Annotated in this window: 21 protein-coding genes; 7 read left to right on the plus strand and 14 right to left on the minus strand. The window is 64.9% G+C overall.

Annotated features, from left to right (window positions below):
* Positions 1-33 precede the first annotated feature (33 nt).
* Positions 34-420: a DUF3817 domain-containing protein gene (locus M1D32_RS11770; protein ID WP_458778854.1), complete on the plus strand. Its 387-nt coding sequence runs from the start codon at positions 34-36 to the stop codon at positions 418-420.
* 11 nt (positions 421-431) lie between these two features.
* Here M1D32_RS11770 and M1D32_RS11775 read toward each other — a convergent pair whose 3' ends face one another.
* Positions 432-869 (minus strand): RDD family protein, encoded by a 438-nt coding sequence (locus tag M1D32_RS11775; protein ID WP_458778855.1) that lies wholly within the window; start codon positions 867-869, stop codon positions 432-434.
* Positions 870-1158: 289 nt separating this feature from the next.
* Between M1D32_RS11775 and glnA (M1D32_RS11780) the strand changes: the two genes are divergently transcribed.
* Positions 1159-2583 (plus strand): type I glutamate--ammonia ligase, encoded by a 1425-nt coding sequence (gene glnA, locus M1D32_RS11780; protein WP_050055503.1) that lies wholly within the window; start codon positions 1159-1161, stop codon positions 2581-2583.
* Between the two features lie 681 nt (positions 2584-3264).
* Here glnA (M1D32_RS11780) and M1D32_RS11785 read toward each other — a convergent pair.
* From M1D32_RS11785 to glnA (M1D32_RS11800), 4 genes are all read right to left on the minus strand, one after another.
* On the minus strand, positions 3265-3798 hold the full coding sequence (locus tag M1D32_RS11785) for a GNAT family N-acetyltransferase (protein ID WP_458778856.1): 534 nt from the start codon (positions 3796-3798) through the stop codon (positions 3265-3267).
* Between the two features lie 5 nt (positions 3799-3803).
* Positions 3804-4262, minus strand: coding sequence for a VOC family protein (locus M1D32_RS11790; protein WP_458778857.1), 459 nt, complete (start codon positions 4260-4262; stop codon positions 3804-3806).
* A 67-nt stretch (positions 4263-4329) separates the two neighbouring features.
* Positions 4330-7341 carry a bifunctional [glutamine synthetase] adenylyltransferase/[glutamine synthetase]-adenylyl-L-tyrosine phosphorylase gene (locus tag M1D32_RS11795; RefSeq protein WP_458778858.1) on the minus strand — a complete coding sequence of 1004 codons (3012 nt, stop codon included), beginning with the start codon at positions 7339-7341 and terminating at the stop codon, positions 4330-4332.
* Between the two features lie 9 nt (positions 7342-7350).
* The gene (gene glnA / locus M1D32_RS11800) at positions 7351-8691 is read right to left on the minus strand and encodes a type I glutamate--ammonia ligase (protein ID WP_458778859.1); all 1341 of its coding nucleotides are present in this window, start codon (positions 8689-8691) and stop codon (positions 7351-7353) included.
* Between the two features lie 258 nt (positions 8692-8949).
* Between glnA (M1D32_RS11800) and panB the strand changes: the two genes are divergently transcribed.
* The gene (panB, locus tag M1D32_RS11805) at positions 8950-9846 is read left to right on the plus strand and encodes a 3-methyl-2-oxobutanoate hydroxymethyltransferase (RefSeq protein ID WP_458778860.1); all 897 of its coding nucleotides are present in this window, start codon (positions 8950-8952) and stop codon (positions 9844-9846) included.
* 52 nt (positions 9847-9898) lie between these two features.
* Here the strand turns inward: panB and M1D32_RS11810 are convergent, their stop codons facing one another.
* Positions 9899-10063: an SPOR domain-containing protein gene (locus M1D32_RS11810; RefSeq protein WP_458778861.1), complete on the minus strand. Its 165-nt coding sequence runs from the start codon at positions 10061-10063 to the stop codon at positions 9899-9901.
* A gap of 118 nt (positions 10064-10181) precedes the next feature.
* Here M1D32_RS11810 and map point away from each other — a divergent pair, with 118 nt between their 5' ends.
* The 3 genes from map to M1D32_RS11825 all read left to right on the plus strand — a co-directional run bounded on the left by map (position 10182) and on the right by M1D32_RS11825 (position 12762).
* Complete coding sequence (map, locus tag M1D32_RS11815; RefSeq protein WP_458778862.1) at positions 10182-11060, plus strand: type I methionyl aminopeptidase; 879 nt, start codon at positions 10182-10184, stop codon at positions 11058-11060.
* Positions 11061-11185: 125 nt separating this feature from the next.
* A complete protein-coding gene (gene ppgK / locus M1D32_RS11820; protein WP_458778863.1) occupies positions 11186-11989 on the plus strand; it encodes a polyphosphate--glucose phosphotransferase in 804 nt (267 codons plus the stop codon).
* Positions 11990-12027: 38 nt separating this feature from the next.
* Positions 12028-12762, plus strand: a complete 735-nt coding sequence (locus M1D32_RS11825) for an SDR family oxidoreductase (RefSeq protein WP_458782177.1) — start codon at positions 12028-12030, stop codon at positions 12760-12762.
* Positions 12763-12837: 75 nt separating this feature from the next.
* Here M1D32_RS11825 and nrdR read toward each other — a convergent pair whose 3' ends face one another.
* The 3 genes from nrdR to M1D32_RS11840 all read right to left on the minus strand — a co-directional run bounded on the left by nrdR (position 12838) and on the right by M1D32_RS11840 (position 15425).
* Positions 12838-13344, minus strand: coding sequence for a transcriptional regulator NrdR (gene nrdR, locus M1D32_RS11830; RefSeq protein WP_458778864.1), 507 nt, complete (start codon positions 13342-13344; stop codon positions 12838-12840).
* Between the two features lie 142 nt (positions 13345-13486).
* A complete protein-coding gene (gene hisD, locus M1D32_RS11835) occupies positions 13487-14884 on the minus strand; it encodes a histidinol dehydrogenase (protein ID WP_458778865.1) in 1398 nt (465 codons plus the stop codon).
* Between the two features lie 4 nt (positions 14885-14888).
* Positions 14889-15425 carry a hypothetical protein gene (locus M1D32_RS11840; protein WP_458778866.1) on the minus strand — a complete coding sequence of 179 codons (537 nt, stop codon included), beginning with the start codon at positions 15423-15425 and terminating at the stop codon, positions 14889-14891.
* Positions 15426-15595: 170 nt separating this feature from the next.
* On the opposite strand from M1D32_RS11840, the gene M1D32_RS11845 reads away from it, so the two are divergent.
* On the plus strand, positions 15596-16054 hold the full coding sequence (locus tag M1D32_RS11845) for a flavin reductase family protein (RefSeq protein ID WP_458782178.1): 459 nt from the start codon (positions 15596-15598) through the stop codon (positions 16052-16054).
* Positions 16055-16138: 84 nt separating this feature from the next.
* Here the strand turns inward: M1D32_RS11845 and dnaE are convergent, their stop codons facing one another.
* From dnaE to M1D32_RS11870, 5 genes are all read right to left on the minus strand, one after another.
* The gene (gene dnaE / locus M1D32_RS11850; RefSeq protein ID WP_458778867.1) at positions 16139-19696 is read right to left on the minus strand and encodes a DNA polymerase III subunit alpha; all 3558 of its coding nucleotides are present in this window, start codon (positions 19694-19696) and stop codon (positions 16139-16141) included.
* Positions 19697-19732: 36 nt separating this feature from the next.
* On the minus strand, positions 19733-20659 hold the full coding sequence (locus M1D32_RS11855) for an RluA family pseudouridine synthase (RefSeq protein WP_458778868.1): 927 nt from the start codon (positions 20657-20659) through the stop codon (positions 19733-19735).
* Complete coding sequence (lspA, locus tag M1D32_RS11860) at positions 20652-21224, minus strand: signal peptidase II (RefSeq protein ID WP_458778869.1); 573 nt, start codon at positions 21222-21224, stop codon at positions 20652-20654. The genes M1D32_RS11855 and lspA overlap by 8 nt, the downstream gene beginning before the upstream one ends.
* 91 nt (positions 21225-21315) lie before the next feature.
* A complete protein-coding gene (locus M1D32_RS11865; RefSeq protein WP_458778870.1) occupies positions 21316-22005 on the minus strand; it encodes a DivIVA domain-containing protein in 690 nt (229 codons plus the stop codon).
* Positions 22006-22182: 177 nt separating this feature from the next.
* Positions 22183-22470: a YggT family protein gene (locus M1D32_RS11870; RefSeq protein WP_458778871.1), complete on the minus strand. Its 288-nt coding sequence runs from the start codon at positions 22468-22470 to the stop codon at positions 22183-22185.
* Between the last annotated feature and the right edge of the window lie 11 nt (positions 22471-22481).

Here is a 22481-nt window from a genome sequence, read left to right on the forward strand (position 1 = left end):
AATGCCGCCACCCGAACTACAGGACAGGACAAAGTGGAACAGCACAAGGTGAAACAGGACCAGGTTGGATCTTCCGCGAGGAGCGCCGTGCTCCGCGCCTTCAGGGTTCTCGCGATCGCCGAAGCGTTCAGCTGGGCTGCGCTTTTGGTGGGCATGTACTTCAAATGGATTGCCGGCACCACGGAACTTGGCGTACAGGTGGCCGGGCCCATCCACGGTGCCTTGTTCGTGGGCTACGGGATCGCCGCGCTGGCGCTCTGGCGGCTGCAGCGCTGGCCGTTCGTAGTGGCCCTCCTGGCCGGCCTTTCCGCCGTCTTCCCGTTTGCCACCCTCTGGTTTGAGCGCTGGGCCGGCAAGCGGGGGCACCTTACGGCTGCCGGCGCCCCAACCCCTGAAGCAAAAGAAACCAGCCGCGTCTGACTCCGGGCACCTTAGCGGACCACGAGCAACGTGTTCATGGCCTTGTCGTGGAGCCCGCGGTGGTCCGGATCGAAGATGACGGCGGGAACCACCAAGCACAGCAGCAACGACCTCACCAAGGCTGCCAGCGGTCCTGGCGCTCCGCCGCCGGCTGCCACCACGTGAATGCCGGTGATGCGGTGCCCGATGCTGTATCCGAGCGTGCCCACCAGGAGGATCTGTTCGACGGCGAAAATCGCCAGGGTGGCCCAGGCATCGCCCCCAAAGGCGAAGTTGCTGATGAGCAAGGCAATGCCCCAGTCGATCATGAGCGCGATGATCCTGCGTCCGGCGCGGGCAATGGAGCCGGATCCGGACTCCGGCAGCCCCAGCCGCTCACCCGGATACTTGGAGATGCCCGAGGTGTCAGGGCCGGTGAGCCAGGAGCCAATGTCTTTGCGATCTACCACCGTCCAAGTTTACTCGGTTCCCTCGCCCACAGTGTGGAAGCAGTTAGACCACACTGTGGACGGCGGATAGCCTTGCCATAACAGGGCATTCTGTAACCTGCCCGAAACAATGCGGACATGGACGGGAAATGCCGCGTCCATAGGCTGTTAGCAGTTTCAAGCAAATCCACCGGCATACATGTGCAGCGGGTACTTTCAGCAGGGAAACACTGCGGCGTTTCCCTGCTTTGGATTGCGCTGGATCAGATGGCTTTCACGCCAGATAGTTACATATGCGTTAGGAGCATAGATGTTCAAGACTGCGGACGAGGTCCTCAAGTTCATCAAAGACGAAGACATTAAATTCGTCGATATCCGTTTCACCGACCTTCCGGGTGTCCAGCAGCACTTCAACGTCCCGGCCAAGAGCGTTGACGCCGACTTCTTCATCAACGGCCAGCTCTTCGACGGATCCTCCATCCGCGGTTTCCAGGGCATCGCCGAATCCGACATGCAGCTGATCCCGGACGTCACCACCGCGTTCCTGGACACGTTCCGCATGGAGAAGACCCTGGCGCTGAACTTCTCCATCGTCAACCCCCGTACCGGCGATCCTTACCACCGCGACCCCCGCGGCGTGGCAGAGAAGGCCGAAGCCTACCTGGCCTCCACCGGCATCGCTGACACCGCCTTCTTCGCTCCCGAAGCCGAGTTCTTCGTATTCGACAACGTCCAGTACCAGTCCTCCCCGCAGGGCAGCTTCTACAAGATCGACTCCGAGGAAGCCCACTGGAACACCGGCCGCGAGGAAGAGGGTGGAAACCTCGGTTACAAGACCCCCGTCAAGGGCGGCTACTTCCCGGTCTCCCCCACTGACAAGCAGGCCGACCTGCGCGATGCAATGTGTGTCGCCCTGGACGAAGCCGGCCTCGAGGTCGAGCGCAGCCATCACGAAGTTGGCTCCGCCGGCCAGGCTGAGATCAATTACAAGTTCACCACCCTGACCCACGCTGCGGATGACCTGCAGAAGTTCAAGTACGTCATCAAGAACACCGCAGACGCCTGGGGCAAGTCAGTGACCTTTATGCCCAAGCCGGTCTTCGGCGACAACGGCTCCGGCATGCACTGCCACCAGTCGCTGTGGAACGGCGGAGAGCCGCTGTTCTACGACGAGAAGGGCTACGCCGGCCTGTCCGACACAGCCCGCTGGTACATCGGCGGCCTGCTCAAGCACGCCTCCGCCGTCCTGGCCTTCACCAACCCGACGGTGAACTCCTACCGCCGCCTGGTCAAGGGCTTCGAAGCTCCGGTCAACATGGTCTACTCGCAGGGCAACCGCTCCGCCGGTATCCGTATCCCCATCACGGGCACCAACCCCAAGGCCAAGCGCATCGAATTCCGCGCGCCGGACCCCTCCTCCAACCCTTACCTGGCATTCGCTGCCCAGCTGATGGCCGGCATCGACGGTATCCGCAACCGCATCGAGCCGCCCGCACCGATCGACAAGGACCTCTACGAGCTCCCGGCAGAAGAGGCCAAGGACATCCCCAAGGCTCCGGGCACGCTGGAGGAAGCCCTGGAGGCCCTGGCCGAGGACAACGAGTTCCTGCAGGCCGGCGGCGTGTTCACCCAGGACCTGATCGACACCTGGATCGAGTACAAGTACGAGAACGAGATCCGTCCGCTGTCGCTGCGCCCGAACCCCTACGAGTTCGAGCTCTACTACGGCGTCTAGCCGGACTTGCGGCTGAAGCGGCTTTAGCCCGCAGGCAGCCCGCAAAAATTTGAGTCGCAACAAGGCCGGTCTCCTCGGGGGCCGGCCTTTGTTGTGCGCTGAGCGCCCCCGTGCGGCCGCTCAGCCTGCCAGCCCGCCAGCTTCCGTCCAATACCCGACCGTGGGGCTGTCGGTTGTTATCCCGGCGGGCTGGACAATTCCTGCCGGTGCGGAGCATTTGTCACAACGGCCCACAAACTGATGGGGGCAATCCATGGGATCCACCCCGTCTTCGGTATGTACTGTTATTCGCATGGAATGCCTGCGGCTTTCTGAAGCCGGCCCGGCTCGCGGGGCCGGCTATCGTTCAGGTAAGGCGATGATGGTGCCGGCAGAGGCTGTGGGGGCTACCAGGCCCGCAACCTGCCGGCACTCATAGTTAACCGCTCCTGGTGGTTCGGGGGCACCAGTAGGCGGTACTCACTTTTTCCGAAGGCGGCTACGGGTGGGTGCTGCGGTGCAACACCGGCTGCTGAGGGTGGGGACCCGGTTCCAGACGTGCTGAGACCGGGAACCGGATCCCCTGACGAATGCTCCCCGAGACGAAGACTTTGCAAGCCTTCCCCCCAACAAGGTTTGAAGAACACCGCCAACCCACATCCTCGGGCAATACGGGACAGAGCGCAACGCCGGGATCCCCGGCTACCCTGCGGCGGACCGGCCAAAACCGCGGAACATCACCCGCTGGGGACCGGCCGGCCCTCCCGAATATTGCCCGCGGTCCTCAAAGCCGGCGCGGCGGTAGGCGGACAATCCCGCCGGATTTGCTTCATTGACGGAGAGGACGACGCCGGTCTCTCCCGTCCCATGCCTGGCGCTGAGTTTTTCCGCAGCCGCCACAGCGGCGGCAGCAGCCAACGGGCCAAGGCCTTTCCCCTGTTCCCGCCGGTCGATCAGGAAGCCCCGCAGCAGCCAGGCTGAATCGTCGTCCGGCCAGCCCGCCAGCCGGGCTGCCCCTGCCTGCAGGGTCAGCACGCCCACGGCCCGGCCCCGGAATTCCATGACGTAGGGGCGGCGGGACTCCTCCGCGAGCCCCACCAGTACCATCCGCAGCGGATCGCCCACGAACTGCTCCTGGCCCGGCCCGAGTTCAAGGTTCGCCACTGCGCCCAACTGGATGGCACAGGCGTCGTCGTCGAGGTCCTGAAGCGGGATCAGCCAGATGCCCGGGTCCATCCCGTTCAGGACTGCGCGCCGGCGGACCCGTCACCGGCCGCTGATTCAGCGGCCACGGACTCAGCCGGCGGACCGGCAGGATCCATCCACGTCACTTCCCAGAGGTGGCCGTCCGGATCCTGGAAGCTGTGGTTGTACATAAAACCGTAGTCCTGGGGGTCTTCGGAAGCGGACCCGCCGGAGGCCAATGCGGTCCTGACGGCCTCATCCACTGCCTTTCGGCTATCAACGGAGTAGGCAACGATCGCTTCCGCGGCGGCCTTGCTGTCCGCAATCTCCTTGGACGTAAAGGTCTTGAAGAAGCTGTCCACCAGGAGCATGACGTAGGCGTTCTCATTGATGATCATGCAGGTGGCGTTCTCATCCGTATAGTCCGGGTTGAAGGTGAACCCAAGGGCCGTGAAGAAGTCCACAGAGCGTTTCAGGTCCTTGACGGGCAGGTTGAAGAAGATTTGGGTAGCCATGGGCTCAAACTAGCACCGGCCCCGGACAAGTGTCAGCCACTCCCTCGGACAAGGTGCAGTAACCGGGTCAATGCCCGTAGAAAACCCGCTCAAAGACTGCCCTGGCCCGGCGGCTGACCCGCAGGTAATCCTCTTCCAGGACCGCGGCCTGGCCGGGTTCGTAACCGCACCACCTCGCCACCGCTTCCAGGTCCCGCCGCGAGGACGGCAGCAGGTCCGAGGCTTTGCCGTTCCAGATGACGTTGGCCGAGCGGATCCGGCTGGCGAGGCGCCAGGCAGCGGCCAGCAGGTCTGCATCCTCCGTGTCCAGCAGCCCTGCCCGGGTTGCGGCTTCCAGGGCCCCGAGGGTGGAGGTGGTCCGCAGCTCCTCATGTTTGGCCGCATGCTGAAGCTGCAGAAGCTGGACCAGCCACTCGACGTCGCTGAGCCCGCCGCGGCCCAGTTTGAGGTGCCTGGCGGGATCAGCCCCACGGGGCAGGCGTTCGGCTTCAACCCTGGCCTTGACCCGCCGAATTTCGCGCACATCCTGCTCCGATATGGATTCCGGATACCGGATGGGGTTGATGAGGTCGAAGAAGTCCGCGGCCAAGGCATCGTCCCCGGCCATCGGCCGTGCACGCAGCAGCGCCTGGGCCTCCCAGATGAGCGACCAGCGCCGGTAGTATTCGGCGAAAGAGTCCAGGGAGCGCACCATCGCTCCGTTCTTGCCCTCCGGCCGCAAGTCGGCGTCCACCTGCAGCACCCGTTCCGCCATGATGGCCGGTTTCAGCGGCTGGGTCAGGAGGCTGGAAACCTTTGCCACTATCCGCGAGGCCTGCTCCTGCGCTTCCTCCTCGAAAAAACCAGGCAGGGCCCGGTGAACGTACATCACGTCGGCGTCGGAGCCGTAGCCGATTTCGCGGCCGCCCTGACGGCCCATGGCAACCACCAGGACGGCGGTCTTAAGGGGCCCGCGGGCGGACACGATGCCTTCCGCCACCCGCAGGGCGCCCAGGACGGCTGCACGGTCGGTGTCCGCAAGGGCCGCCCCGACGTCGTCCTGGCCCACCAGCCCGGCAGAATCGGCGATCGCGATCCGAAGCGTCTCCCGCCGCCTGATCAGGCGGATCAACCGCATGGCACTCTCGGGATCCGCGTGGCGGGACATCTTGGCGGTGATCTCCTGCCACTGGGCCTCGAACGTCACCGGGACGAGGTCCTTATCCTGGCCGAGCCACGCGACCGATTCAGGGGAAACTTCCAGCAGGTCGGCAATCAGCCGCGAATTCGAAAGCATATGGCACAGCCGCTCCGCCGCAGCATTGGAGTCGCGAAGCATGCCCAGGTACCAGTGGGTGGTGCCCAGGGCCTCGCTGACCCTGCGGAAGGCGAGGAGGCCGGCGTCGGGGTCAACGCCTTCCGCGAGCCAGTCGAGCAGGATGGGCAGCAACTGCCGCTGCAGGGCGGCCCTGCGGCTCACACCGGCGGTCAGCGCTTCGATGTGGCGCATGGCGCCCTGCGGGTCCCGGTAGCCGAGGGCGGCCAGCCGGCCCTGTGCCGCTTCGGGTGTGAGCTTGGCGTCCTCGCTGCTGAGTTTGGCTGCGGTGTTGAGCAGGGGCCGGTAGAAGATCCGTTCATGCAGCTCGCGCACCGAACGCTTGGTTTTCTGCCAGGCGGCGAGCAGGGCGTCCGGATGCGGCCGCTCACTGGAAAACGGCCCCAGGACCGCCTTGGCCAACGCCCGGAGCGCCGGCTCCGCTACGGGCATGAGGTGCGTCCTGCGGAGCTGGAAGAGCTGGATGCGGTGCTCCAGCAGCCGCAGGTACCGGTAGGCGTTGTCGAAGGCCGCGGCATCGGCGCGTCCGATGTAGCCGCCTGCGGACAGGGCCGCGATGGCGGAGGTGGTGTCCCGCCGGCGCAGGGTTTCGTCGGACCTGCCGTGGACCAGCTGGAGCAGCTGCACCGTAAATTCAACGTCGCGGAGTCCTCCGCGGCCCAGCTTGATCTGCCGCTGTTCCTCGGCCTGCGGGATGTGCTCCGTGACCCGGCGCCGCATCGCCTGCACCGATTCAACGAACCCGTCGCGGCTGGCTGAGCTCCAGATCAGCGGTGCAATGGCGTCCTCGTACTGCTGGCCCAGGGCAACATCGCCGGCGATCGTGCGCGCCTTCAGCAGTGCTTGGAACTCCCAGCTTTCAGCCCATCGCGCGTAGTACGCCTGGTGGGAAACGAGAGTGCGCACCAGCGGCCCGGACTTCCCTTCCGGGCGGAGGTTTGCGTCCACTTCCCACAACCCGGGTTCCCGCGCGACTGATGAGATGGCGCGGGAGATTCCGCTGGCCAGGGCAGCGCCGATAGTGCTGGCCTGTGCGTCCTCCAGGCTGCCCCCCTCCACCACGTAGATGACGTCGACGTCGGAAATGTAGTTAAGCTCGCGCGCTCCGCACTTACCCATTCCAATGACGGCAAGGCCGACGTCGGCCACGTCCGAGGCGCTGAACTGGCCGGCTGCCTCGGCACGGGAGACAGCCAGGGCAGCCTCGATGGCTGCCCCCGCAAGGTCCGCGAGTTCGCCGCCCGCCAGGGGCAGGAAGTCCAGTGGATCCGCGGCGCACAGGTCCTTGACTGCAAGATCCACCACCCCCCGGCGGTAAGCCGTCCGCAGGGCCGCGTACGCCTCCGTGCCGGTGACCCCGGCGACCGGGCGTGCGGCTTTCGGATCAGCACCCACCGACTGCAGAAGGGTGGCGCGCAACGCCGACGCATCAGCCTGCACGGGCTCCGGGCTGGGACGCACATCAAAGGCATCGAGGTGTTCGGGGTGGCGGATGAGGAACTCCCCCAGGGCCTCCGAAGCCCCCAGCACCCGGTAGAGCGGTTCGCTGGTTTCGGGGTCAGCGCCCGCCAGCTCCCGCAGGGCCGGATGCTTTTCGATCAACCGCACCAGCGACTGAAGGGCAGTGTCCGGACTGGCTGCCATCTGCAGCCCCGCAAAGAGCCGGTCTTCGTCCAGTCCTTCAAGCTCGCGGGCAGCCAGGAACCGCTCGCCCTTCTCCAGGTCGCTGAAGCCGGCCGCAATCAGGCGCCGTGCGAGGCTCACAACCGCTGCCTAGAGAATGGCCAGGTTGCGCTGCAGTTCGTAGGGCGTCACCTGGAGCCGGTAGTCCTGCCACTCGGCGCGCTTGTTCCGCAGGAAGTGCTCGAAGACCTGCTCCCCCAGGATTTGCGGCATCAGTTCGGAGTCCTCCATCGAGCGGATGGCGTCATGCAGGCTGGCGGGAAGGGGATCATGCCCCATGGCGCGGCGCTCCGCCGAGCTCAGCGACCAGACATCGTCTTCGGCTGCAGCGGGCAGGTCGTAGCCTTCCTCGATGCCCTTCAGCCCGGCGCCCAGCAGGACGGCGTAGGCAAGGTACGGGTTTGCAGCGGAGTCGATGCCGCGGTACTCGATCCGCGCCGACTGGCCCTTGCCCGGCTTGTACAGCGGGACACGGACCAGGGCCGAGCGGTTGTTGTGCCCCCAGCTCAGGTAGCTCGGCGCCTCGCCGCCGCCCCACAGGCGCTTATAGGAGTTCACGAACTGGTTGGTCACCGCGGTGAACTCGGGGGCGTGCTTGAGGATGCCGGCAATGAACTGCCGCGCAGTCTTGGACAGCTGGAACTCGGCGCCTGCCTCGTAGAAGGCGTTGGTGTCGCCTTCGAACAGGGAAAAGTGGGTGTGCATGCCGGACCCGGGGTGCGCAGTGAAGGGCTTGGGCATAAAGGTGGCATAGGTCCCCTGCTGCAGCGCCACTTCCTTGATGATCGTGCGGAAGGTCATGATGTTGTCCGCCGTCTGGAGGGCATCCGCGTAGCGCAAATCAATCTCGTTCTGCCCCGGCCCCGCTTCATGGTGGCTGAACTCCACCGAGATACCCACGGATTCCAGCATGGTGACCGCCGTCCGGCGGAAATCCTGGGCCACGCCGCCCGGGACGTGGTCAAAGTAGCCGCCCTCATCAACCGGCACCGGCGCACCATCCGGGCCGGGTTCCTGGGACTTGAGGAGGTAGAACTCGATCTCCGGGTGGGTGTAGCAGGTGAATCCCATGTCGGCGGCCTTGGCGAGGGTGCGCTTGAGGACGTTGCGGGGATCGGCGGTGGAAGGTTCGCCATCAGGCGTGAGGATGTCGCAGAACATGCGGGACGTCTGCTCGGTTTCGCCGCGCCACGGGAGGATCTGGAAGGTGGCCGGATCCGGCTGCGCGAGCATGTCGGACTCAAACACACGTGCCAGCCCCTCAATGGCTGAACCGTCGAAACCGAGGCCTTCCTCGAAGGCGCCCTCTACTTCCGCCGGCGCCAGCGCCACGGACTTGAGTGAACCCACGACGTCGGTGAACCACAGGCGCACGAAACGTACGTCGCGCTCTTCGATTGTGCGCAGGACAAACTCTTGCTGGCGGTCCATGATGGCCTCTTCTCCGGTCAACGTCCATGCCCCGGTCCGCAGAAAGCCGGCAGCAGTTCACAAACACTGTACTAAGCAATTGACGCCGATGCTGGAGCCTGCAGACCGCGTAACACAGCGTTAACACGGCGGCCGGGGAATGGCACCGGCGGCAGCCCCGGTACGAGCCCCCGGGGGCGCCTCCCTTATGACGCGAATCACCCTTGCTGGAGACACCGCCTGTAGCTAGGACCATCGGTACCGCACTACGCTCATGCCATGGCCTCCAGCAACCGCCCCGACTCAAGCATGTCCGCCGACGTCCCCGCCCCCTACGGCAACGGGCCCGGCCAGGGCGCGCCGCCATCCCCGGAGCGGAAGCCGGCCAAGGTGCGCCTCCACCACCTGCAGCAGGCCAAAAATGACGGCACCAAGTTCGCCATGCTGACCGCCTACGAGCAGTACACGGCAGAAATCTTCGACGCCGCCGGCATTGAGGTGCTCCTCGTGGGCGACTCGGCGTCCAACAATGTTTACGGCAACGAGACCAGCCTGCCGGTGACCGTTGACGAGCTGCTGCCCCTGTGCCGTGCGGTGGCGAGGTCCGCCAGGCGCGCGCTCATCGTGGCCGACCTTCCGTTCGGCAGCTACGAGGTCTCCCCTGAGCAGGCCGTCGCCGCCGGGGTGAGGTTCCTGAAGGAAGGCCTGGCCCATGCCGTCAAAATAGAAGGCGGAAAATACTATGCCCCGACCGTCCGGGCCATGGTGCAGGCAGGGATTCCCGTGATGGCCCACATCGGCTTTACGCCGCAAAGTGAGCACGCGCTGGGCGGTTACCGTGTCCAGGGCCGCGGCGACGACGCCCAGCGGCTGATTGACGACGCCGTCGCGTTGGCGGATGCGGGCGCCTTCAGCGTGCTGATGGAGATGGTCCCCGCGGAGACGGCGGCAGCGGTGGATAAGGCCGTCACCGTTCCCACCGTGGGCATCGGCGCCGGCAAGGAGACCACCGGGCAGGTGCTGGTCTGGCAGGACATGGCCGGGCTCCGGGGCGGCAGGATGGCCAAGTTCGTCAAGCAGTACGCAGACCTTCGGACCACACTCCTTGAGGCGGCCGCCGCGTACGGTGATGATGTCCGGACCGGCCAGTTCCCCGGGCCCGAGCACACGTTCTAGCCGCAGGTGCCAGGAAGCAGGCCGGCGGTAAGCCGGCCTGCCCGGGTGCCCGTCAGTCGTCGTCGTCCTTCTCCCAAGCTACATTGCGGGCGCGGACCTTCTCCAGGGCATGCTCCGCTTCTTCCCTTGTTTTGTAGGGGCCGATCAGCTGGCTCCAGTCCGAGAGCCGGTCCTCCTCCACCTGGCGGGTCTTGATGTTGTACCAGTATTCAGTCATCGTTGTTCCCCGTTCCGGCAGGCAGGAAGCTGCGTGACGCGCGTAACTTAAACCCCTACGCGGGACAGACGCGGCTCCCGGTTGTTAGGCCTTCTGTGGTGCCTTATATGATCAATCTATGCCTTCCCTTGCCTCGACTGCACCCATCGGCACCCTTACCCCGGGAACCGTCAGCCCGCAGCGTCCCGTACCGGCGTCCATCCCCCGCCCCGAGTATGTGGGCCGGCCGGCACCCGCGAAGTTCACCGGCTCCGAGGTCAAGTCCGCGGAAACCGTTGAAAAGATCCGTGTGGCCGCCAAAATCGCCGCGCAGGCCATCGTTGAAGTAGGCAGGCACATCGAGCCTGGTGTCACCACTGACCAGCTGGACAAGGTGGGGCACGAGTTCCTCCTTGACCACCACGCCTACCCCTCCACCCTCGGGTACCGGGGATTCCCCAAGTCCTTGTGCTCGTCGCTTAACGAGGTCATCTGCCACGGGATCCCGGACACCACGGTGGTCAAGGACGGGGACATCATCAACATCGACATCACGGCCTACATCGACGGTGTCCACGGTGACACCAACTACACCTTCCTGGTAGGGGATGTCGACGAGGAGTCCCGCCTGCTCGTGGAACGGACGCAGGAGTCCCTGAACCGTGCCATCAAGGCCGTTGCCCCGGGCCGTGAAATCAACGTGATCGGCCGCGCCATCCAGTCTTACGCCAAGCGCTTCGGCTATGGCGTGGTGCGCGACTTCACCGGGCACGGTGTGGGCGAAGCCTTCCACACCGGGCTCATCATCCCTCACTATGACGCCGCCCCCGCCTACAGCACAGTGATTGAGCAGGGCATGGTGTTCACCATTGAGCCGATGCTGACGCTGGGCACCGTGGAGTGGGACATGTGGGCCGATGACTGGACCGTTGTGACCCGGGACCGCAAGCGCACCGCCCAGTTTGAACACACCCTGCTGGTCACCGAGTCCGGTGCGGAGATCCTGACCCTGCCCTGACACGCAGCAAGTCCAAGCTGCCCACCACCTGTTACCGGCCGGCCAGTGCCGCTGGCCACGCAACTCCCCGGGGCCGGCTTCCCGCCGCCCCTTCCCTGCCCGCCCCTGCCACGAACGGAAACCCATTGGCCAAGAAGGACGAGAAGTCGCACAAGAACGCCCCGCTGATCGGCATCGACATCGGAGGCACGGGAATCAAGGGCGGCATCGTCGACTTGAAGAAGGGCAAGCTGCTGGGTGAACGCTTCCGCGTACCCACCCCGCAGCCCGCCACCCCGGAGTCGGTTGCCGAGGCAGTGGCACTGGTGGTTTCCGAGCTCTCGGCACGCCCCGAAGCGCCCGCTGCCGGCTCACCCGTTGGCGTCACCTTCCCCGGCATCATCCAGCACGGTGTGGTCCACTCCGCCGCCAACGTGGACAAGAGCTGGCTGAACACCGACATCGACGGCCTCCTGACGGCGCGCCTGGGCCGTCCCGTCGAGGTCATCAACGACGCCGACGCCGCCGGACTCGCGGAGGCCCGCTATGGTGCCGGGGCCGGGGTTGCCGGCACGGTCCTGGTGATCACCCTCGGCACCGGCATCGGCTCAGCTTTTATCTTCGACGGCAAACTCGTACCGAACGCCGAGCTGGGCCACCTGGAAATCGACGGCCACGACGCGGAAACCAAAGCCTCCGCAGTGGCCCGTGAGCGGGACGGCCTGAGCTGGGACGAATACAGCGTCCTGCTGCAGCGCTACTTCTCCCATGTCGAGTTCCTGTTCTCCCCCGAACTGTTCATCGTGGGTGGAGGCATTTCCAAGCGGGCAGACGAGTACCTGCCCAACCTCAAGCTCCGGACGCCGATCGTGCCTGCTGTCCTGCGGAACGAGGCCGGCATCGTGGGCGCCGCCATCGAAATTGCCCTGAAGCACAAGCTCGCGAAATAGCGGTGGGCAATGCTTCCGGCCCCGCCACCCGCGGCGTCATGGTGGTCACCGGTGCCAGCCGCGGCATCGGCGCCGCCATCGCCCGGCTGGCTGCCCGCTCCGGTTACGCGGTGGTGGTGAACTACTCCGCCGATGCTGAGGGCGCCACGGCCGTGGTCAGGGACATCACGGACGACGGCGGCACAGGAATCAGTGCCCGGGCGGACGTCAGCGATCCCGCCGCAGTCCGGTCGCTGTTCAACGCCGCCGCGCAGCTTGGGCCGCTGACAGCAGTGGTGAACAACGCGGGCATCACCGGCAACCTGATCGGGAACCTCATCGACGTGCCTGCGGAGGCCGTCCGCCGGGTCATGGACGTCAACGTGACCGGGACGATCTACGTGTGCCAGGAGGCCGTGCGCCGCCTGGACACCCGCGCCGGTGGCGCCGGCGGATCCATCATCAACATCTCTTCCACGGCAACCAAAGCAGGTTCCCCCGGCACCTGGGCGCACTACGCGGCCTCAAAGGGTGCCGTGGATGTGCTCACCACAGGCCTGGCGGCTGAAGTGGCAAAGCAGGGTATCCGGGTGAACGCAGTTGCCCCCGGGAGCACCAACACCGGCCTGCACGCGGCGGCCGGGATGCCGGACCGCGTTGAGCGGCTCAACCCGACCATTCCGCTCGGCAGGGGCGCTGAACCTGAAGAGGTAGCGGCCGCCGTACTGTGGCTGATGTCAGCGGAGGCGGGCTATATCACCGGCGCGGTGCTGCCCGTTTCAGGGGGAAGGTAACCAGCCTGGCCCTCTGAGGGCGAGGTGTGGTGCCGGTGGTGGCTGCGGCTTCCCCTCCGCTGCCACCACCGGAGCTTACAGCGGGCTCTTTTCGGAGCTTTTGGCGCCCTTGCCAGGGGTACGCTTTGCGTCCTCTTCTGCTTCCTGGCGAAGCAGGGCGATGGCCGTTTCGAAATCCTCGAGGGATTCGAAGGCCTGGTAGACGCTCGCAAAGCGGAGGTAAGCCACCTTGTCCAGCTTCTGCAGCGGACCAAGGATGACGAGTCCCACCTCGTGGGCATCGATTTCGGCGGCGCCGGATGAGCGGATCTGCTCCTCGACTTCCTGGGCGAGCAGCGCGAGGTCGTCCTCGCTGACCGGGCGTCCCTGGCAGGCCTTGCGGACACCGTTGATCACCTTGCTGCGGCTGAAAGGCTCCCCCACGCCGGAACGCTTGATCACGGACAAGCTGGTGGTCTCCACCGTGGTGAACCTGCGACCGCACTCAGGGCATTGGCGGCGACGGCGGATGGCTGAGCCGTCGTCCGCCATACGGCTGTCCACCACCCGTGAATCGGGGTTGCGGCAGAACGGACAATACATGGCGTCCCTTCTTTCGCTGGATTTTCTTCGGTGTGAGGCGCTGCTCTGATAAAGCACGGGCAGCCCGGTACCGCCTCTAAGTTTACGTCCCGGCGCAGCCAAATCACAAGCCTGTAACTACTACATGTAGTGGTGGCTGCTACTACATATCGGAGCCCGGCCGGTCCTGACCCCCTGGGAAACGTGCCGTCACCGCCTCACCGTGGGCGGGCAGGTCTTCTGCCCCGGCGAGGCTGACGATGTGGCCACTGACTTCCGCCAGGGCCTCACGGCTGTAGTTCACTACCTGGATGGCACGCAGGAAGGTGGTGACATTCAAGCCGGACGAGAAGGCAGCCGTGCCACTGGTGGGCAGTACGTGGTTGGAGCCGGCACAGTAGTCGCCCAGGCTGACGGGGCTGTAGTCCCCAACAAAGATGGCTCCGGCATTGCGGATCCTGGCCGCCACCGCAGCTGCGTCCCGGGTCATGATTTCCAGGTGTTCTGCGGCATACGCATCGCAGGCAGCGATGCCCTGTTCCAGGTCGTCCACCAGGACCACTCCGGACTGCGGGCCGGACAGTGCTTCGCGGACCCGGCCGGAGTGCTTGGTGGCCACGGCCTGCCGGTCCAGTTCCCTGCGGACGGCAGCCGCGAGATCCTCGGAATCCGTGATCAGCACCGAGGCCGCCTTGGGATCGTGCTCGGCCTGGCTGATCAGGTCGGCGGCCACCAGGGCAGGTTGGGCCGTGGAGTCCGCCAGGATGGCAATTTCGGTAGTGCCCGCCTCGGAATCGATGCCCACTGCACCCTTCACCAGGCGCTTGGCCGTGGCAACGAAGATGTTGCCAGGGCCGGTGACCACGTCCACCGGTTCCAGGGCAGGACCGGCCTCCGCTGCAGGGACCCCGTAGGCAAAGGAGGCAATAGCCTGGGCGCCGCCAATGGCGTACACCTCAGTGATGCCCAGCAGTGCAGCAGCCGCAAGGATGGTGGGATGGGGCAGGCCGCCGAACTCCTTCTGCGGGGGCGATGCCAGGGCAATGGATCCAACCCCGGCTGCCAGGGCCGGAACCACGTTCATGATGACAGAGGAGGGGTAAACGGCCAGGCCGCCGGGAACGTAGAGTCCCACGCGCGCCACCGGCACCCAGTTCTGGCTGACCAGCGCGCCGTCCCCGAGCTGGACCTCCACGTTGCGCGGCCGCTGGCCGTCGGCGAACCGGCGCGCCCGACTGATGGATTCCTCCAGCGCCTGGCGGACGGCCGGATCCAGCTCCTGAAGCGCCGCCGAGAGGGCCTCCTGCGGGACGAGCGGGTGGTTTTGCGCCACCCCGTCGAAACGGAGGGCGAGTTCGCCCAGGGCATCGAAACCCCGTTGCCGGACGGACCCGATGATGTCGAGGACCTTTTCCTCCGCGTCGGCTACCGTGTGGCCCTGGGCGCGGGGCACCGCAGCTCGAAGTCCCGCGAGCGTCAGGTTCCGGCCCCGAAGGTCAACGGTCCTGAAACTCACGGCTGAAGCGGCGGGGGTGGCGGGGAACTCCGAAGAAATGGTCACCGCACTATTTTACGGGCCCAACTGCAACGGGCCGCGAACTGTCCGCGCCGCCGTCGTCCTTCCTGCCCAGGAGGTGCATTAACTCCAGCACGAAGACGGACACAGCAGTCGCAGCGGGCCACAGCAGCAGCACGGGCAGGGAGCGCAACGAAAAGGCAATACTGGCGTTGGCCGAGGCGTCCACCTCAGGCGCCCAAAGGTATGCCGACAGCAGTCCGGCCTGCCAGGCGAGGACGGCGCCGCACAACGCACCGGCGAGCCCCATCAACAGGTCGGCCTGCGGATCACGCCGCTTTTTGCTGGTCAGGAACACTGCCAGGAGGCACCCGGCGAAGACCAGCAGCCCGGCGAGCGTGAGGTCCCTTGGCAGCCACACGAGGGGGTTGGTGCCGGCGCCGAAGGCCGGGTCCCGGGTAATGAGGTTCAGGCCGCCCGGCGCCAGGAGCCACCAGAGGATTCCCGCAGGCACGCCCGCAGATGCCGGGACCGCAAGTATGGCCCAGGGCAGCCGCGGACGTCCCCGGCGGGTTGATGTCGTCATGCAACAAACCTTAACAAATGTTCCGCACGCTTAACCGCCGGACGTGCGGCTTCAAGAGATTCCCTGCCTGGCCAGCGGGCCCATACCCTTGAAGGAGAGCAGATAGCCACCCACCATCAGGAGTTCCCGTGACCGCACATGACGTTCCGTTCGAGCGGACGTTCAGGGAGATGTTCCGGCGCCATGCGGCGGGCGTTGCCATCATCACGGTGAACTACCAGGACAAGCCGTTTGGCTTCACCGCCACCTCCGTAGCGTCGCTGTCAGCCCAGCCCCCGCGTTTCACCTTTAATATGGCCCGCAGTTCCAGGTCATGGCCTGCCGTGGCCAACACCACCTATCTCGGGGTCCATATGCTTGGCCTGGAAAACCAGCAACTCGCAGACCGGTTTGCCGGAGCCGGCAACCGCTTTGAGGGCGACCACTGGAATATCGGGCCGCACGGGGTGCCGATCCTTAAGGACGTGGCTGGGTGGTTGATCGGCGAGGTGCAGATGCGCCTCTCCTTCGAGAACAACGCTGTGGTGGTGGTCCAGGTCGTTGACGGCCAGGTGGGCGGGGACGGATCGCCCTTGCTTTACCACGGGGGCGGCTACAGCCAGCCCGTGCCGCTCGACTACGAGATCTGACAGCCCCCAGCCAACAAAACCGCAGCCGACGGCGTGACTCAGTCCCGCCGTCGGCTGCTGGTTGCTGCCCCTCCCCGAGGCCCCTCAGGCGTCCAGGCAGGCTGGGCCCAGGAGTACCTTCAGGTCGCCAAAGAGCGACGGGCTTGGGTTCACGCGGAGGTGGACGGGCAGTCCCATGATTTCGGTCCGGGTGTCGCCCTGCAGATGCAGGCGGACTTCCGAGTTTCCGCGGTGTGTCCGGAGCACATCGCCCAGCTCGGTCACCACGGCCTCCGTGGCCTTGTGGGTAGGCATAGTGATCACCAGGGGCCCGTTCAGCCCTTCGCTCAGGTCCGGCACGGACAGTTCCATGCAGTTGAGCGTGATCGCGCCGTCGTCACGCTTCTGCAGGCGTCCCTTGACCACCACGATCAGGTCTTCGGCAAGCACAGAGGCAATGGGTCCGTAAACCTGGCCGAAGAACATCACTTCCATTGAACCGCCGAGGTCCTCCACCTCCGCCCTGGCGTAGGCGTTGCCGCTGGCCTTCGCGATACGCCGGCTCAGCGACGTGATCATGCCGGCGATGGTGATGATGGCACCGTCCTGCGGCCCGTCCTCGCCCACGACGGACGTGATGGTCATTTCGGCATGCTGGCTCAGCACCCCTTCAAGGCCCTGGAGCGGGTGGTCCGAGACGTACAGCCCCAGCATGTCCCGTTCGAAGGAAAGTTTGTCCTTCTTTTCCCACTCCGGGAGGTCAGGGATATCGATGCTGAGCGACGACTCTGACTCGGCTTCCTCAAAGCCGGCGAAAAGGTCGAACTGGCCAATCGCTTCGTTCCGCTTGAGCGTGATAACCGAATCGATGGCCTCCTCATGGATCATGGCCAGTGCACGGCGGTGATGCCCCAGCGAATCGAAGGCGCCGGACTTGATCAGCGATTCAATGGTGCGTTTGTTGCAGACCACTGCCGGCACCTTCATCAGGTAATCCTTGAAGGACGTGAACGCGCCCTCGCTTTCACGGGCGGCCACCATGGCTTCCACCACGTTGACGCCCACGTTGCGGATGGCGCCCATACCGAAACGGATGTCGTTACCCACCGGCGTGAAGTTCAGCGCGGACTCGTTAACGTCCGGCGGCAGCACGGTGATGCCCATGCGCCGGCACTCGTTCAGGTAGATGGCGGACTTGTCCTTGTCGTCGCCCACTGACGTGAGCAGGGCGGCCATGTACTCCGGGGCATAGTGGGCCTTGAGGTACGCGGTCCAGTAGGAGATCACGCCGTACGCGGCGGAGTGTGCCTTGTTGAACGCATAGTCCGAGAACGGCAGCAGGATGTCCCACAGGGTCTTCACGGCCTCCATGGAGTAGCCGTTGTCCTGCATGCCCTGGGAAAAGCCGGCGAACTGCTTGTCCAGCTCGGATTTCTTCTTTTTACCCATGGCACGGCGCAGGATGTCCGCCTGGCCCAGCGAGTAGCCGGCCAGCTTCTGGGCCACCGCCATCACCTGCTCCTGGTACACGATCAGGCCGTAGGTTCCGCCGAGGATTTCCGAGAGCGGTTCCTCCAGCTCCGGGTGGATCGGGATGACTTCCTGGATCCCGTTCTTGCGCAACGCGTAATCCGTGTGCGCGTTGGCGCCCATGGGACCCGGCCGGTACAGGGCGAGGACGGCCGAGATGTCTTCGAAGTTGTCAGGCTTCATCAGCTTCAACAGGGACCGCATCGGCCCGCCGTCGAGCTGGAACACGCCCAGGGTGTCGCCGCGGGCCAACAGCTCGTAGGACGGAGCGTCGTCGAGTTCCAGGGACTCCAGGTCCAGATCCATGCCGCGGTTCATTTTGATGTTTTCCAGGGCGTCGGAAATGATCGTGAGGTTCCGCAGCCCCAGGAAGTCCATCTTGATCAGCCCAAGGCCCTCGCAGGTGGGGTAATCGAACTGCGTGATCACCTGGCCGTCCTGGATCCGGCGCATGATGGGGATGACGTCGATGATCGGGTCCGAGGACATGATCACGCCGGCGGCGTGCACGCCCCACTGGCGCTTCAGCCCTTCAATGCCCAGCGCGGTCTCGAATACCTTGGCGGCTTCCTGATCAGTGCTGATCAGCTGGCGGAAGTCACCGGCTTCGCCGTAGCGTTTGGCCTCCGGGTTCTGGATATCCGCCAGCGGGATGTCCTTGGCCATCACGGCGGGGGGCAGGGCCTTGGTCAGCTGCTCCCCCATGCTGAACGGATATCCCAGCACGCGCGAGGAGTCCTTCAGCGCCTGCTTGGTCTTGATCGTGCCGTAGGTGACGATCATGGCAACGCGCTCGTCACCGTACTTGCGGGTCACGTAGTCGATGACTTCCGGGCGGCGCCGGTCATCGAAGTCGACGTCGAAGTCGGGCATGGAGACGCGGTCGGGGTTCAGGAACCGCTCGAAGATGAGGCCGTGGCGCAGCGGGTCCAGGTCCGTGATGCGCATGGCGTAGGCCACCATGGACCCGGCGCCGGAACCACGGCCGGGACCTACCCGGATGCCGTTGTTCTTGGCCCAGTTGATGAAGTCCGCCACCACCAGGAAGTAGCCGGGGAACCCCATGGAGGTGATCACGCCCAGCTCGTAGTCGGCCTGCGCCCGCACCTCGTCCGGAACGCCGGCCGGGTACCGGTATTCGAGTCCCTTGGCTACTTCCTTAACCAGCCAAGAGGTTTCGTCCTCGCCGGGCGGGCACGGGAACCGGGGCATGTAGTTGGCGCCGGTGTTGAAGGAAACCTCGCACCGCTCGGCGATCAGGAGGGTGTTGTCACAGGCATCGGGGTGGTCCCGGAAGAGCTCCCGCATCTCCTGCGGAGACTTCAGGTAGTAGCCGCTGCCGGAGAAGGCGAAGCGGGAGCCGCCGTTGTCGTACGTGGGTTCCAGGAGGGTGGAACCGGACTGGATGGCCAGCAGCGCCTCGTGGGCCTTGGCGTCGTGCTCATGCGTGTAGTGAAGGTCATTGGTGGCGACGAGGGGAAGGTTCAGTTCCTTGGCGAGCCGGAGCAGGTCCCCCGTAACGCGCCGTTCGATGTCCAGCCCGTGGTCCATCAGTTCACAGAAATAGTTTTCGGCACCGAAGATGTCGCGGAATTCGGAGGCTGCCTCAAGCGCCTCGCGGTATTGGCCCAGCCGCAGGCGTGTCTGGATCTCCCCTGAGGGGCAGCCGGTCGTGGCGATAAGTCCCTCGGAGTACGTGTTCAGCAGTTCCCGGTCCAGCCGCGGCCACTTTCCGAAGACCGCATCCAGGGAGGCGATGGACGACGCCCGGAACAGGTTCCGCATGCCTGCATTGTTGTAGCTGAGCAGCGTCATATGGGTGTATGAGCCACCGCCGGAGATATCGTCCTTACGCTGGTGCTCCTCGCCCCAGCGCACCCTGCTTTTGTCACCGCGGGCAGTGCCCGGAGTTACGTAGGCCTCAACGCCGATGATCGGTTTGATCCCCTTGTCGGTGGCCTTCTTCCAGAAGTCGAAGGCGCCGAAGAGATAGCCGTGGTCGGTAGTGGCGATGGCGGGCATGCCCAGCCGTTCGGTTTCGTCGAACAGCTCACCGAGCCGTGCAGCACCGTCCAGCATTGAATACTCGGTGTGGTTGTGGAGATGGACAAACGAGTCGTTGCTGGAAGTCACCGCACTATTCTATGCGCTGGGCCGGCCGGAGATTGGCTAGGCCTGCCCGGACTCCAGCACTTCGAGCGCAAACGCTAGGTCCTGCGGGTAGTCACTCACTACACGTACCGGCTCGCCCGTTACCGGGTGTTCAAAGCCGAGCTCGCGGGCGTGCAGCCACTGCCGCGTCAGGCCGAGGGTGGCGGCCAGGCGGGGATCGGCCCCATACGTCAGGTCACCGGCACAGGGATGGCGCAGTGCCGAGAAATGCACCCGGATCTGGTGGGTCCGTCCCGTTTCGAGATGCACCTCCACAAGGCTCGCTTTGCCGAAGGCTTCCACCACTTCATAGTGGGTTACAGACGGCCGCCCGTCCTCAATGACCGCGAACCGCCAGTCATGTCCCGGGTGCCGGCCGATCGGCGCATCAATGGTGCCCACCAGCGGATCAGGCAGGCCCTGGACCACTGCATGGTAAACCTTGTCCACCGTTCGTTCCTTGAAAGCCCGCTTCAGGGCGGTGTAGGCGCGTTCGGACTTCGCCACTACCATTGCCCCTGACGTCCCGACGTCGAGCCGGTGGACAATGCCGGCGCGCTCAGACGAGCCGGAGGTGGAAATGCGGTAGCCCGCCCCGGCGAGGCCACCCACTACGGTCGGACCCACCCAGCCAGGGGAAGGATGGGCAGCGACACCCACGGGTTTATCGACGACGACGAAATCGTCGTCGTCGAGCAGGATCTTCAGGCCTTCCACAACTTCCTCCACGACTTCCAGGGGGTCACGCCGTTCCGGCAGGCTCACCTGGAGGACGTCTCCGGCCACGAGCTTGGCTGACTTGCCCAGTGCTTTGCCTCTGCTGAGGACATTGCCTTCAGCGATCAGGGTGGCCGCGAGGGAACGGGAGATTCCCAGCAGCCCGGCGAGGCCCGCGTCCGCGCGGGACCCCGCGAATTCTTCCGCGACGACCACGCGTTCAGGCATCGCTGGACTTCTCCTTGCGCTCATGGGTCAGCCGGGTTCCGTCCAGGGCGATTCCGCGCAGCGTCAGGATGCAGATGATCGCGACGGCGGACACAACAGCTGAGTCGGCGATGTTGAAGATCGCAAAATTGGGCAGTTGGATGAAATCCACGACGTGCCCCATCCCGAAGGACGGTTCCCGAAAAAGCCGGTCGGTGAGGTTGCCCAGCGCACCGCCCAGCAGCAGGCCGAGGGCCAGGGACCACCACTTGGAGCCCAGTTTGCGCACCTGGAACAGGATGGCCACGGCAACGGCGGCCATGATGATGGAGAACACCCACGTGACGTTTTCCCCGATGGAAAACGCCGCCCCGGAGTTTCGGATGAAGTACCAGTGCAGCAGGGGCGGGAATACCGGAATCCGCTCCCCTTCAACCATCGCGGACGTGACCCACATTTTCGTCAGCTGGTCGAAAACGTAGGCAAAAACTGCGAACCCCGCAAAGAGGGACAACAGCACGGCCCTCCGGGGGCGGGGCGAAGGCGGTACGGGGCGTGCCGGGCCGGCAGCGAGTTCGTCAGTCATGGTGCTTTCATTCGTAAGACCTGTGTCAATGCCAAAAGCCGGTGACCGAGGAATCCTCAGCCACCGGCTTTCAGAATACGTGCTTGCCGGATTAGTTGGCTTCGCTGACTTCCGGCGTTGCCACTGAACCGCGGGCATCGAGGTCGCGGAGCTGACCCTCGATGTAGGCCTTCAGGCGTGAACGGTAGTCGCGCTCGAAACCGCGGAGCTGCTCTACCTTGCGCTCCAGCACGGAACGCTGCTGCTCAAGGGCTCCGAGGATCTTGCGGGACTTCTCCTGCGCATCGTTGACGAGGCTGCTGGCTTCGATCTGCGCCTCTGCGATGATCTTGTCCTTCTGTGCCTGTCCGTCTGCGACGTGGCGGTCGTGCATCTGCTGGGCCATGGCGAGCAGGCCGGCTGCGGATTCGGCTGAGGCAGTGGTGGCAGCCGGAGCGGCGGCAACGGGGGCGGCAGCAGCCGGAGCGGCCGGCTGGACGTCCTTCTTCTTGCGCTCTTCGGCAGCCTTGGCTTCGGCCTCTGCCTTCTCGCGTGCTTCATCCTTGTCGGACTTGACGGGCGCGGTGACCTTCTCCACCACGGGTGCGGCCGCGGCGCTGGCCGGAACGCTGGACCCGGCTTCGGAGAGCTTCTTGCGAAGTTCGTCGTTTTCCTGGTTCAGGCGGCGGAGTTCAACAACGATTTCGTCCAGGAAGTCATCAACTTCATCCTGGTCGTAGCCTTCGCGGAACTTGGTCGGCTGAAAGCGCTTGTTGACAACGTCTTCTGGCGTCAAAGCCATCTGGTCACCTCACTGGTCTGGTTAGTCAGTAGGCCTTCCGGCCGTCAAAACTACGGTACCTAAAGTTGGTCTGGTTCCTCTAATTCAACACTGCGGTGTCAAACGTGAGTTTTCTTCACATTGCAAGGGTTGGTTCCCGGCGGGTTCCATCCGTGCGCTGCTGGTCTAGCGGATAAATCAGGCGAGGCTTCTGGTGATCCCCATGGCAATACTGACGGCAATGAACAGGACCAGGAATCCCAGGTCCAGCGAAATCCCGCCCAGGCGCAGTGGCGGGATCAGCCGGCGCAGTCCGTTAAGCGGCGGGTCCGTGATCGAGTAGACGGCGTGTGCCACCACCAGGGCCGCTCCCCGGGGACGCCACTCCCTGGCGAACATCTGGACCCAGTCGAAAACCAGACGGATGATCAGTGCCACAAAGAAGAGCAAAAGCGCGAGATAGACAAGCCCGAAAACAATTCCCATGACTTAATTCA

The organism is Arthrobacter sp. D3-16 (genome assembly GCF_054408515.1).

Excerpts from the sequence above, each read along its gene's own strand:
- glnA (WP_050055503.1), top strand. The coding sequence starts at position 1,159 with ATGTTCAAGACTGCGGACGAGGTCCTCAAGTTCATCAAAGACGAAGAC.
- M1D32_RS11785 (WP_458778856.1), bottom strand. The coding sequence starts at position 3,798 with ATGGACCCGGGCATCTGGCTGATCCCGCTTCAGGACCTCGACGACGAC.
- M1D32_RS11790 (WP_458778857.1), bottom strand. The coding sequence starts at position 4,262 with ATGGCTACCCAAATCTTCTTCAACCTGCCCGTCAAGGACCTGAAACGC.
- glnA (WP_458778859.1), bottom strand. The coding sequence starts at position 8,691 with ATGGACCGCCAGCAAGAGTTTGTCCTGCGCACAATCGAAGAGCGCGAC.
- panB (WP_458778860.1), top strand. The coding sequence starts at position 8,950 with ATGGCCTCCAGCAACCGCCCCGACTCAAGCATGTCCGCCGACGTCCCC.
- M1D32_RS11810 (WP_458778861.1), bottom strand. The coding sequence starts at position 10,063 with ATGACTGAATACTGGTACAACATCAAGACCCGCCAGGTGGAGGAGGAC.
- map (WP_458778862.1), top strand. The coding sequence starts at position 10,182 with ATGCCTTCCCTTGCCTCGACTGCACCCATCGGCACCCTTACCCCGGGA.
- M1D32_RS11825 (WP_458782177.1), top strand. The coding sequence starts at position 12,028 with ATGGTGGTCACCGGTGCCAGCCGCGGCATCGGCGCCGCCATCGCCCGG.
- nrdR (WP_458778864.1), bottom strand. The coding sequence starts at position 13,344 with ATGTATTGTCCGTTCTGCCGCAACCCCGATTCACGGGTGGTGGACAGC.
- M1D32_RS11840 (WP_458778866.1), bottom strand. The coding sequence starts at position 15,425 with ATGACGACATCAACCCGCCGGGGACGTCCGCGGCTGCCCTGGGCCATA.
- M1D32_RS11845 (WP_458782178.1), top strand. The coding sequence starts at position 15,596 with ATGTTCCGGCGCCATGCGGCGGGCGTTGCCATCATCACGGTGAACTAC.
- M1D32_RS11855 (WP_458778868.1), bottom strand. The coding sequence starts at position 20,659 with ATGCCTGAACGCGTGGTCGTCGCGGAAGAATTCGCGGGGTCCCGCGCG.
- lspA (WP_458778869.1), bottom strand. The coding sequence starts at position 21,224 with ATGACTGACGAACTCGCTGCCGGCCCGGCACGCCCCGTACCGCCTTCG.
- M1D32_RS11865 (WP_458778870.1), bottom strand. The coding sequence starts at position 22,005 with ATGGCTTTGACGCCAGAAGACGTTGTCAACAAGCGCTTTCAGCCGACC.
- M1D32_RS11870 (WP_458778871.1), bottom strand. The coding sequence starts at position 22,470 with ATGGGAATTGTTTTCGGGCTTGTCTATCTCGCGCTTTTGCTCTTCTTT.